The following is a 12,146-nucleotide window of genomic DNA, read 5'->3' on the forward strand; positions in this document are numbered from 1 at the left end:
AAATTTCGACCAACCCCCAACTTATTAACAGGCATTTTCATGGGAATATTTTCCCTGACAACACTTAGTACAATGGCTGAGAAAGCCGTGAAACCTTATTGGCAGGACGTACAGGTAGTTGAAGTCAACAAAGAGTATCCACGTACTTCTTTTATGACATACAACAATCGCGCTGATGCCTTGAGTGGCAAGTTCGAACGAAGCAAGTATTACCGCTTGCTGAACGGAACCTGGAAATTCTACTTTGTAGACTCTTATAAAAAACTTCCCGAAAACATTACCGATCCGAACACCAATACAGATTCGTGGGATGATATTCAGGTGCCCGGCAACTGGGAAGTACAAGGACACGGAATAGCCATCTACACCAATCATGGTTATGAATTCAAACCGCGCAATCCACAACCTCCTACTCTTCCCGAAGCCAATCCGGTAGGAGTTTATCGCCGGGACATCGATATTCCGGCAGACTGGGACGGGCGGGATATCTACTTGCATTTGGCAGGAGCTAAGTCCGGCGTATATGTATATATCAACGGACAAGAAGTAGGATATAGCGAAGACTCCAAGAATCCGGCAGAATTTCTTATCAACAATTACGTGAAGCCGGGAAAGAACATACTTACAGTTAAAATCTTCCGTTGGAGCACCGGTTCCTATCTTGAATGTCAAGACTTCTGGCGTATGAGTGGTATTGAACGCGATGTTTTTCTGTATTCACAGCCTAAAGCAGCTCTCAAAGATTTCCGAATTAAGTCTACGCTGGACGACAGTTACAAAAATGGAATCTTCGGTTTAAATGTCGATTTGAGAAATCACGAAAAGGCTGCAACTAATCTTACATTAGTTTATGAACTATTAGATGCACAAGGAAAAGTTGTAGCTACTGAAGAGAAGACAGCCTATATTCCATCGAACGAAGTACGTACACTTTCTTTCGATAAGAATCTGACAGATGTCAGCACATGGACCTCCGAACATCCGAATCTATACAAACTGTTGATGACAGTAAAAGAGAATGGCAAAATCAATGAAATCATTCCTTTCAATGTAGGATTCCGCCGGATTGAGATCAAGCCTATCGAACAGAAGGCTGCTAACGGAAAACCGTATGTCTGCTTATTCATCAACGGTCAGCCTCTGAAACTGAAAGGGGTAAATATCCACGAACATAATCCGTCAACAGGTCATTATGTTACAGAGGATTTAATGCGCCGTGACCTCGAACTGATGAAACAACATAACTTAAACAGTGTACGCCTTTGCCACTATCCGCAAGACCGCCGTTTCTATGAGCTTTGTGATGAATACGGACTTTATGTATATGATGAAGCCAACGTGGAAAGCCACGGAATGTATTATGATCTCCGGAAAGGCGGTTCACTGGGTAACAATCCCGAATGGCTGAAACCGCACATGGATCGTACCATCAATATGTTTGAACGTAATAAGAATTATCCGAGCGTTACATTCTGGTCGCTGGGAAATGAAGCCGGAAACGGATATAATTTCTATCAGACTTATTTGTGGTTGAAAGAGGCAGACAAAGATCTGATGGATCGTCCGGTCAACTACGAACGTGCTCAATGGGAATGGAACTCCGATATGTATGTTCCGCAATATCCGGGTGCCGACTGGCTGGAAAATATCGGAAAGAATGGTAGCGACCGTCCTGTAGCTCCTTCGGAGTATGCACATGCCATGGGAAACTCCACGGGAAACCTGTGGGGACAATGGCAGGCAATTTACAAATATCCGAATCTCCAAGGTGGATATATCTGGGACTGGGTAGACCAAGGTCTTCTCCAAAAAGATAAGAATGGAAGAGAATACTGGGCCTACGGAGGTGACTTCGGCGTAGACGCACCTAGCGATGGTAACTTCCTCTGCAACGGTCTTGTCAATCCGGATCGTGGTCCGCATCCGGCAATGGCTGAAGTGAAATATGTACATCAGAATGTAGGTTTTGAAGCAGTAGATGCCGCAGCCGGTATATTCAAAATCACCAACCGTTTCTATTTCACTAACCTGAAAAAATATCAGATTCACTACAATGTACTTGCTAACGGAAAGACAATAAAAGGTGGAAAAGTATCTTTGGATATTGCTCCGCAAGCCTCTAAAGAATTCACCGTACCGGTAAATGGTCTGAAAGCCCAACCGGGAACAGAATATTTTGTCAACTTCAGTGTAACAACCACAGAGCCTGAACCGTTGATTCCAACCGGATATGAAATTGCATACGACCAGTTCCAACTTCCTATCCAGGCAGAGAAGAGTATATATAAAGCAAACGGTCCGGCATTGAAAACAACGATTCAAGGAGATGAATTAATCGTTTCTTCCTCCAAAGTAAACTTTGTATTCAACAAGAATAGCGGATTAGTAACCTCGTATAAAGTAGATGGTACAGAATATTTCAAAGACGGATTTGGTATTCAGCCTAACTTCTGGCGTGCTCCTAATGATAATGACTATGGTAACAGCACTCCTAAACGTTTGCAGGTATGGAAACAATCAAGCAAAAACTTCCGCATAACGGATGCCACCATGACAGCAGAAGATAAAGCAGTCTCCTTAAATGTAACCTACTTACTGGCTGCCGGCAACTTGTATGTTGTCACTTACAAAATCTATCCGAACGGAATAGTTAACGTAAATGCCAAATTCACATCAACGGATATGCAGCCTACAGAAACAGAAGTTTCCGAAGCTACCCGCATGGCTACATTTACCCCCGGAAGTGATGCTGCCCGTAAGGCTGCCTCCAAACTGGAAGTCCCCCGTATCGGTGTGCGTTTCCGCTTGCCGGCACAGATGAACAATGTACAATACTTTGGCCGTGGCCCGGAAGAGAATTATATCGACCGCAATCACGGAACGCTCGTTGGCGTATATAAGACAACAGCGGATCAAATGTACTTCAACTATGTGCGTCCACAGGAAAACGGACATCACACTGATACCCGTTGGATCGCTTTATCTCCTAATAAAGGAAACGGCCTGGTGTTGGTAGCGGACAGTCTTATCGGTTTCAATGCCTTGCGCAACTCTATCGAAGACTTTGACTCTGAAGAAGCTCTGCCCCACCCTTACCAATGGAATAACTTCAGCCCGGAAGAGGTTGCCAATCACGACGAGAACGCTGCCCGCAACGTATTACGGAGAATGCATCATGTCAACGACATCACTCCCAGAGATTTCGTTGAGGTTTGTGTAGATATGAAGCAACAAGGAGTAGGCGGATATGACAGTTGGGGTGCTCGCCCGGAACCTTTCCACCAGATCCCGGCTAACCGTGATTACCAGTGGGGCTTCACATTAGTACCCGTTCGCTCGGCTAACCAGGCCAACGAAGCTGCTAAATATGATTATCGATAACCTTAGTATAAATTTTTAAAGAAAAAAAACATGAAAGATTTATCTAGCATCGTAGCTAAATTTAAAGTCCAAGGTACGATAGAAGAAATCAAACCTTTGGGTGCAGGACTTATCAACGACACTTATAAAGTAAACACCAAAGAAGCAGATGCTCCCGACTATGTTTTGCAACGCATCAATCATGCCATTTTCCAGAATGTAGAAATGCTTCAATCCAATATTAGCGCTGTTACCAATCACATTCGCAAGAAACTGACGGAAGCCGGAGAATCGGATATAGACCGCAAGGTGTTGAGTTTCCTCGAAACAGAAGAAGGTAAAACATACTGGTTTGACGGTGACAGTTATTGGCGTGTGATGGTATTCATCCCACGTGCAAAAACGTATGAGACGGTAAATCCCGAATATTCCAATTATGCAGGAGAAGCCTTCGGTAACTTCCAGGCTATGCTGGCCGATATTCCGGAAACATTGGGTGAAACCATACCCGATTTCCACAACATGGAGTTCCGTCTCAAACAACTACGTGAAGCCGTTGCGAAGGATGCTGCCGGACGGGTAGCAGAAGTGAAGTACTATCTGGATGAAATAGAGAAACGCGCAGATGAAATGTGTAAGGCTGAACGTTTATATCGTGAAGGGAAACTTCCCAAACGCGTTTGCCATTGCGATACGAAAGTGAATAACATGATGTTCGACGAGGATGGTAAAGTGCTTTGTGTCATTGATCTGGATACGGTAATGCCTAGCTTTATATTCTCCGATTATGGTGACTTCTTACGTACAGGTGCCAACACAGGTGATGAAGACGACAAAGACCTTGATCGTGTAAACTTCAATATGGAAATATTCAAAGCATTTACCAAGGGCTATCTGAAAGGAGCCAAATCATTCCTGACTCAGATCGAGATTGAGAATCTTCCTTATGCGGCGGCTTTATTCCCATACATGCAGTGTGTACGGTTCCTGGCAGATTATATCAACGGAGATACTTATTATAAAATCAAATATCCGGAACATAACCTCGTTCGCACCAAAGCACAATTCAAATTACTTCAAAGTGTGGAAGCAAACACACCGGAAATGATAGCGTTCATCAACGAATGCTTATTAAATTGAGAATGCTCCATTTTTCCAATGGTAGACTACAGGGCGGCGGAGAAACGGTTTCAGTTTCTCTGCTGTTTCTTTTGACATATAGTCGGGGGTTGTTAACGTAAGTGTCAGTTCCGTATTTTCTTTATTAAAATCGGCTTTCATCAATAGCATATCTGCCGAACGGCGTGCTTCATCAAACTCATAAACTCCTGCTGAATCGGGAGCATTCAGAAAATCATCCATCAGGGGCAGGGTAATAAAGAGAGATGTTGTAAGCGGTTTCCAGTCGTCCGTATAGAAATGGATGCTGCTATCACAGGCAGGAGCACAAACAGTAGAGACTGTACAGATTACGTTCGTTGAATCATTTAATGCCAACACTTTCATCTGCCAGGTCGATTGAGCTGACATTTGCATACGGATATAGTCTTTGCTAAGATCAGTCATCTCCGACTTCTTGCCAAAACGGTTTTCTACTTGCGCTTTCATCTTACTTTCCAGAAAGTCTATGCAATCTTCACGATTCACTTTTGTAAGCAAGGGACCTAGAGAATCCGGCATATTCACAAACAACGTTTTGGCCTCTTGTGCCTGAAGAGCAGTCGAAACAAAAAGTCCGACAGCAGAGAAGAATATAGTAATAACAAGTTTATTTATTTTCATATCTATCTTATTTAACCTATGACAAACAGTCTTGTGTAACTGTTTTAACTTTTAGACCCCAAATATAAGAATATCATTCCGATTAACACCAGTATAAGGTCAATCGCTTTGCTTTTTAAATTCTTTTCACGGAAGAAAAGCGCACCGAAAGTGAAAGAAACAACCACACTTCCCCGACGAACCATCGAAACAATAGAAATCATCGAATCGTCGTAACTTAATGCGTAAAAGTAAACAAAATCGGCAGCAGAAAGGAAAATGGAGATCAGGATAATCGTCCAGTCCCAGCGAAACGGGGTGGTAGACTTTCTTTTAGGCCACCAAAGCAATAACAGAATAGGACACATAATAAACACCTGATAAACATTATACCAGGATTGTACCAGCATCGGATTCAGAGACTTCATCAGATACTTGTCATACAATCCGCTGATAGCACCTGTAATGGCAGCCAGTACAATAAAAAAGATCCATTTGTTATGCTTAAAATCAATTCCTTCTTTCTTTCCCGAACGGCTCAACATAAAGAAAGAGGCAATGGCCAGCATCACACCAATCCATTGATAGAGATTCAATCGTTCACCGAATACCAGCATAGCTCCCACGAGCACCATCACCGGACGGGTGGCATTGATAGGTCCTACAATGGTTATGGGCAAATGTTTCATTCCGAAATATCCGAATATCCACGAAGACAATACGATGAACGACTTGATGATAATATATTTATGCTGTTCCCAACCAGCAACGGGAACATTGAATATTGTTCCTCCCAACAAGTCCGGTTGATAAACGGATATCAGGATAAACGGTAGAAAGATGAGACTGGAAAAGAATGTATTTAGAAACAAAACAGGAAGTACTGCATTATCTTTCAACGATTTCTTCTTGAATACATCATAAAAGCCCAGCAAAGTAGCCGAGAGGAATGCTAATAATAACCACATGAGAATATTTATTATTTACTAATTACCAATTATAAGTTATCAGCGACAGACGGTTCGCCGGTTATGGATGATTGCTGGTCATCACATTCAAATATACTTTCCGGGTATTCCACGTTGACCAGAAACAGGGCTTGCCCCGGAGCAGATGTCCCGGCTTTACAACGGTCCTGCTGTTCTATAATCCGCCGGAAACCTTCAACAGTCAGTTTCCCGCGTCCCACTTCAATGAGCGTGCCTACAATGGCTCGCACCATATTCCGCAAGAAACGGTCGGCACGAATGGTAAACACCCAGGTAGCATCTTCTTCCTGCGTCCATTCTGCATGAGTAATATGACAAATATTGGTCTTTACATCCGTATGAAGTTTACTGAAACTCGTAAAATCGTTGTACTCGAAAAGGATACGCGCTGCTTCGTTCATGCGTTCATAATTCAACTGGTTATAAAGACGCCAGCGATATTGCCTGTTAAAAGGATATTTCGATGTCGTCACATAATATTTATAAGTTCGCGCAGTCGCATCAAAACGGGCATGGGTATCCGGCCGAACCCGGCAAACACGATAAATGGAAATATCGGGAGGTAGCAGACGATTTAATTTATCAGTTACAGAAGTAGTATCCAACAGTTCATCGGAATCAAAATGAGCAACCATCAGAGAGGCATGCACTCCCGCATCCGTCCGGCCTGCTCCTATTACTTCAATTTCGCGACGCAGAAAGGTAGACAATGCCTTCATCAGACATTCCTGCACACTAATCCCATTCGGTTGAATCTGCCAACCGTGATAGTTGGTTCCGTCGTAAGCCAAATAAATAAAATACCTTTGCACGCTAATTCCTCTTTTTTAGGGTTTTCGCGCGCAAAAGTAGTCATTTTATCTCATTTATCTTTGTATAATTCGCATAAACCTGTATATTTGGAGAACAAAATAATCATGATTCACTAATACCTCACAATTATGAGTAGTACCATTTTCCTTATTATTGCCCTTGTGACAACAGGAATATTTGTAATCCAATTCGTTCTATCCATCTTTTTCGGAGACATAGATGCAGATGTAGACGTAGATGCTGACATCAGTAGCGTAGTTTCTTTTAAAGGACTAACTCATTTTGGAATCGGATTCGGCTGGTACATGTATTTAGCGGGAAACACTGAAATTCAAAGTTATGTCATCGGAATTCTGGTGGGTCTTTTCTTTGTTCTCGCTGTGTGGTTTCTCTATAAGAAAGCTTATCAACTGCAACAAGTAAATCATTCTGAACAGACAGATCAACTTGTGGGACGAGAATGTACCATCTACTTCAAGCAAAGCGACAGCAAATATACTGTACAGACCACCCGGGACGGAGCCATGCGTGAAGTAGACGTCATCTCCGAATCCGGAAAAACATACCAGACTGGAGACCGAACAATCATCACCAGTTACAAAGACGGAACACTGTTCATTCAATAACTATTCAAATACATAATTTTATGACACAAGAAATGTTGATAATGGCTGCTATATTAGTGGCAGTCATTTTGCTTACCTTCATTGGTATCCTTTCCCGTTACCGCAAATGTAAGAGTGACGAGGTACTCGTCGTATATGGTAAAACGGGAGGAGATAAAAAGTCGGCAAAACTATACCACGGTGGTGCAGCCTTCGTATGGCCTATTATTCAAGGCTACGAATTCCTGTCCATGAAACCCATGCAGATCGAATGTAAACTGACCGGTGCGCTATCCGCTCAGAATATTCGTGTAGATGTGCCGACTACAATCACCGTAGCCATCAGCACAGATCCCGAAGTGATGCAGAATGCCGCAGAACGTATGCTGGGTCTGACGATGGATGACAAGCAGAACTTAATTACTGATGTTGTATATGGTCAGATGCGTATGGTGATCGCCGATATGACTATCGAAGAATTAAATTCTGACCGGGATAAGTTCCTGGCTAAAGTGAAAGATAATATTGATACTGAACTTCGCAAATTCGGTTTGTATCTGATGAACATCAACATCAGTGATATTCGCGATGCTGCCAACTACATTGTCAATTTAGGTAAGGAAGCTGAAAGTAAAGCACTGAACGAGGCACAGGCTAACATCGAAGAACAGGAAAAGCTGGGTGCTATCAAAATTGCTAATCAAATAAAGGAGCGTGAAACGAAAGTAGCAGAAACCCGCAAAGATCAGGATATTGCTATTGCAGAAACCAAAAAACTACAAGAAATCTCCGTTGCAAATGCAGATAAGGACAGAATCTCACAAGTAGCCATTGCCAATGCAGAAAAAGAATCACAAGTAGCAAAGGCTGAAGCTGAAAAGAATATCCGTATCGAGCAGGCAAATACAGAAAAAGAAAGCCGTGTTGCCGAACTAAACTCGGATATGGAAATCAAACAGGCGGAAGCTGCCAAGAAAGCTGCCATCGGACGAAATGACGCACAGAAAGAGGTAGCACTCTCCAATGCAGAACTAGCTGTAACACAAGCTAATGCCGATAAGCAAGCAGGTGAAGCTGCCGCAAAATCGGAAGCTGCCGTACAAACTGCACGCGAAATTGCGCAAAAGGAAGTGGAAGAAGCTAAGGCACGGAAAGTGGAATCTTCATTGAAGGCTGAAAAGATTGTTCCTGCGGAAATCGCCAGACAGGAAGCTATCCTGCAAGCAAATGCCATCGCTGAAAAGATTACCCGCGAAGCGGAAGCACGCGCAAAGGCTACTTTAGCACAAGCCGAAGCGGAAGCAAAAGCTATCCAATTGAAACTGGAAGCAGAAGCGGAAGGTAAGAAGAAATCATTACTTGCGGAAGCAGAAGGTTTCGAAGCAATGGTAAGAGCAGCTGAATCGAATCCAGCTATCGCTATCCAATATAAGATGGTAGACCAGTGGAAGGAAATCGCCGGCGAACAGGTGAAGGCGTTCGAACACATGAACCTAGGAAATATCACTGTATTCGACGGAGGAAACGGTGGAACTAGCAATTTCCTGAACACATTAGTAAAGACAGTAGCTCCGAGCCTTGGCGTATTGGACAAGCTTCCTATCGGTGAAACAGTGAAGGGTATTATCAATCCGGAAAGCAAAACGGAGGAAAAGCCTGCAACAAAAGCTGACGAGAAAAAAGATAAGAAATAGTTGTAATCCAACATAATATACGCTGATGAGAAAAGCATGATTACTTGTTCTCATCAGCGTTTGTTTTTTATATATAACTCGAATAAATCTTCTTTGAACATTCCGGATTTATTACGTTCTTTATGTTACATAAAATATGTAACACAAAATATGTAATAAGTCGTGAAGCCATATCGCTCATTCTTTGTATACAATTACAATAATCCCGGAATGTCGCGCCACTAGAAATGATTTTGCAAAATCATTTCTCATATTCTCATAATCCATAGAATAATTACCTGTAATTCAAAGCAATAGCACTATGAGAAATACTTTTCAAAAAGCTGTTTCTCATAATATTTTGCCTGAAATGTCATAAAAAACCGGTATTTCTCATACTTTCATCATGCATTTCTCATACCGGGACTGCTATATAATACCTACATAATAAATGTCAACCCAACCCGAAGATAAGAAAAAAGGCAGTCAACTATTATCAGGGTATTACAGTCTCCGGTAGTCCCATATATTATGGGAAAAGATTCCCTAGCTGGAGGGAATTTATTCCCTTATTTTGCGGGAATAAATTCCCATAATATAAAAGAATACTTTCCCACAATATGTGGGACTACCGGAACTAACGGATATACTTACCCAAGATCATAGTATTCTATATATTCGTCAAATTGAGGCGTTTCTGTAACTCCCCGCCTGCGGAAAAGTCCCTGTATGTATTCCTGCTCCTTCGGTTTAATCAGCCGCTCCTTGTTGCAACAACGGTAATAGATCGTTTTGCCAAAGTAGGCTATCATCTGTCGTTTGATAACGGTGGCATCAGCAAGCGGCACCCGATCCAGCAAATGTTTCATACCCCGTGCAAACAACACCGGCTTTTCATCAATAAAGTAAGTGCAGTCTACACCATCGGAAGTGACATGTTCGGGATTAATAACCATTACAGCAGCCCGCTGTTTCGGCATTCGGAGAGTTACTTGTCGCCGCAAACATTTGTCCGCACGCAAACAATGTCCATTCAAGCAATGAGCGAAGCTAACGGGCATAGAATTGTAATCGAAATCTGTTTTCATGTGTGTTATGTTTAGTGGGAAAGTGGCCTATTTTTATAAACCGCTACAAATGTATGAAAATAGCTGGAGGACAGGAAATAAATACACTATTTACTTCAACATATCGATAAAATCTTTATATTTGCCTCCAACGTCAACACAGGAACTTATAAGACTATATCTCTCCTGCAAAACTATAAAACAAAATAATCATGAAAACAAAACATTTACTTGGAGCACTACTTTCATTCCTCTGTACAATTATCTTTTTTAGCTGTGGCAATAATAATGAAGAAAAGATATATCCTTTATCCTTTGAAAAAGAGTATTACGAACAACCTTTATTAAGAGCAACAGATATTACCATTAGAGGTGGAAACAGAGACTATACCGTGACTGTAGAAGAAACTGATATTTTAAGCATCGATGTAGATTTATCCAGCTCAATAGGAATGGGAAGTTTAAAAGTTACCCCCAAAAAGAAAGGAGAAACAAAGGTGAAAGTAAAAGATAATATCACCAACGAAATAGTTGAATTAAAAATTAAAATTATAGACAGTTATTTGGCATACGCAATAAAAGAAAGTAATCATCCGGCACTGTCCAATGGCACTGTGGTCTATTTGATTAACAATGAATCTAAAGATTGCTATTTCTTCCGATATAGCGACTCCAAAAACGAACTATCCCAAAATCCGATAGCCAAAGGAACATACGATTTTTCAGTCAAATTAGAAAATGGTTTCGGCAACTCATCTCCTACATACGCCATACCTTATTTAACATTAAATTATGCATCTGACGAACAAGGAAATTTCACGGATGCATCAACCCCTCCCACCCCTCACAAATTAAGATTTGAACTATTTGATGGAGTTACAAGTGTAAATGCAGTTATCAATCTTATACAAAGATATTTAAAGATAGATTGGGAGCAACTTATTAACAAGGCTCTTACTAGAAGTGATTATTTAATAATACCAACGCTGAAGACAACAATAGATAACACGGATTATACCATTATAGGCACTCTTGATACCCGTCCGGAAATACCGGAAAATATTTTAGAGTGACCCGTAAAAGATATGAGGCGGAAAATAATGCAAAGCATAGAACGTATGAAAAAATAGCGTATATTTGCGGGCAAAAAATACAAAATGACTACTTACAAGCTTCGCATATTACCGCTATTTTTACTTGTTATTGGGCTTACAACGCTTACTTCAAGCTGCAAAAAGAAAGACATGTCACTGAAATTGAACAAGCCGCACAATATTCGTGGCGTTGTCAGTTACAAACGTTCTTTCCCTGATTTGAACGATGCACATCTGGAAGTCGCTAAAAAGATAGGTATTAGCCCGCTGGCAGACCGAGAAGAAGCGGAAGCTATGAAAGAAAAGTTGACTCATATCACTGATAATGAATTTTATGCAGTGGATTCATTGACACATTCCATTCCCTACCTCGTTCCACGTGCCAGCGCATTGCTCGATACAATCGGCTCCAACTTTCTCGATTCATTGGCTGCCAAAGGGCTGAATCCCAATCAGGTAATCATCACCTCCGTACTACGTACTGAAAACGATGTGAAACGTCTCCGCCGTCGCAATGGAAATGCCTCCGCCAACTCGGCACATTGTTTCGGGGCTACTTTTGATGTTAGTTGGAAACGTTTTAAGAAAGTGGAAGATAAAGACGGTCGCCCTATGCAGGACGTGAGTGCCGACACACTGAAACTTGTTCTATCCGAAGTTTTAAGAGATCTACGACAAGCTGAAAAATGCTATATCAAATACGAACTGAAGCAAGGTTGTTTCCATATTACTGCCCGATGAACGGAAGATGAATGTAAATTGCAGTAAAATTCACCTCCAAACA

10 protein-coding genes are annotated in these 12,146 nt (G+C 41.7%); 6 read left to right on the top strand and 4 right to left on the bottom strand.

Annotated elements, in window-relative coordinates; translation table 11 throughout:
* Window positions 1-39: 39 nt before the first annotated feature.
* On the top strand, window positions 40-3,381 hold the full coding sequence (locus AB5217_RS06015; protein WP_371260251.1) for a glycoside hydrolase family 2 TIM barrel-domain containing protein: 3,342 nt from the start codon (window positions 40-42) through the stop codon (window positions 3,379-3,381).
* A gap of 30 nt (window positions 3,382-3,411) precedes the next feature.
* Entirely contained in the window at window positions 3,412-4,500 is a 1,089-nt protein-coding gene (locus AB5217_RS06020; protein WP_004301757.1) for a phosphotransferase enzyme family protein, read from the top strand.
* On the opposite strand, the gene AB5217_RS06025 is transcribed toward AB5217_RS06020, so the two are convergent.
* From AB5217_RS06025 to truA, 3 genes are read right to left on the bottom strand one after another with little or no spacing between them, the layout of a single operon-like run.
* A complete protein-coding gene (locus AB5217_RS06025) occupies window positions 4,492-5,142 on the bottom strand; it encodes a DUF3256 family protein (RefSeq protein ID WP_368112665.1) in 651 nt (216 codons plus the stop codon). The genes AB5217_RS06020 and AB5217_RS06025 overlap by 9 nt on opposite strands.
* Before the next feature lie 44 nt (window positions 5,143-5,186).
* Window positions 5,187-6,089, bottom strand: coding sequence for a DMT family transporter (locus tag AB5217_RS06030; protein WP_004301754.1), 903 nt, complete (start codon window positions 6,087-6,089; stop codon window positions 5,187-5,189).
* Window positions 6,090-6,118: 29 nt separating this feature from the next.
* Window positions 6,119-6,922: a tRNA pseudouridine(38-40) synthase TruA gene (truA, locus tag AB5217_RS06035; RefSeq protein WP_004320895.1), complete on the bottom strand. Its 804-nt coding sequence runs from the start codon at window positions 6,920-6,922 to the stop codon at window positions 6,119-6,121.
* Between the two features lie 129 nt (window positions 6,923-7,051).
* On the opposite strand from truA, the gene AB5217_RS06040 reads away from it, so the two are divergent.
* On the top strand, window positions 7,052-7,549 hold the full coding sequence (locus tag AB5217_RS06040) for a hypothetical protein (RefSeq protein WP_004301750.1): 498 nt from the start codon (window positions 7,052-7,054) through the stop codon (window positions 7,547-7,549).
* Between the two features lie 20 nt (window positions 7,550-7,569).
* The gene (locus AB5217_RS06045) at window positions 7,570-9,222 is read left to right on the top strand and encodes a flotillin family protein (protein ID WP_004304550.1); all 1,653 of its coding nucleotides are present in this window, start codon (window positions 7,570-7,572) and stop codon (window positions 9,220-9,222) included.
* Between the two features lie 629 nt (window positions 9,223-9,851).
* Here the strand turns inward: AB5217_RS06045 and AB5217_RS06050 are convergent.
* Entirely contained in the window at window positions 9,852-10,289 is a 438-nt protein-coding gene (locus AB5217_RS06050; RefSeq protein ID WP_004320897.1) for a DUF6078 family protein, read from the bottom strand.
* Window positions 10,290-10,480: 191 nt separating this feature from the next.
* Between AB5217_RS06050 and AB5217_RS06055 the strand changes: the two genes are divergently transcribed.
* Complete coding sequence (locus AB5217_RS06055) at window positions 10,481-11,341, top strand: hypothetical protein (RefSeq protein WP_004308557.1); 861 nt, start codon at window positions 10,481-10,483, stop codon at window positions 11,339-11,341.
* A gap of 84 nt (window positions 11,342-11,425) precedes the next feature.
* Window positions 11,426-12,103, top strand: coding sequence for a DUF5715 family protein (locus AB5217_RS06060; RefSeq protein WP_004301742.1), 678 nt, complete (start codon window positions 11,426-11,428; stop codon window positions 12,101-12,103).
* Window positions 12,104-12,146 lie beyond the last annotated feature (43 nt).

Source organism: Bacteroides sp. MSSM.1001136sp1_RTP21357st2_D2_RTP21359_211015, from assembly GCF_040913205.1.
In the GTDB taxonomy this organism is placed as follows: domain Bacteria; phylum Bacteroidota; class Bacteroidia; order Bacteroidales; family Bacteroidaceae; genus Bacteroides; species Bacteroides ovatus.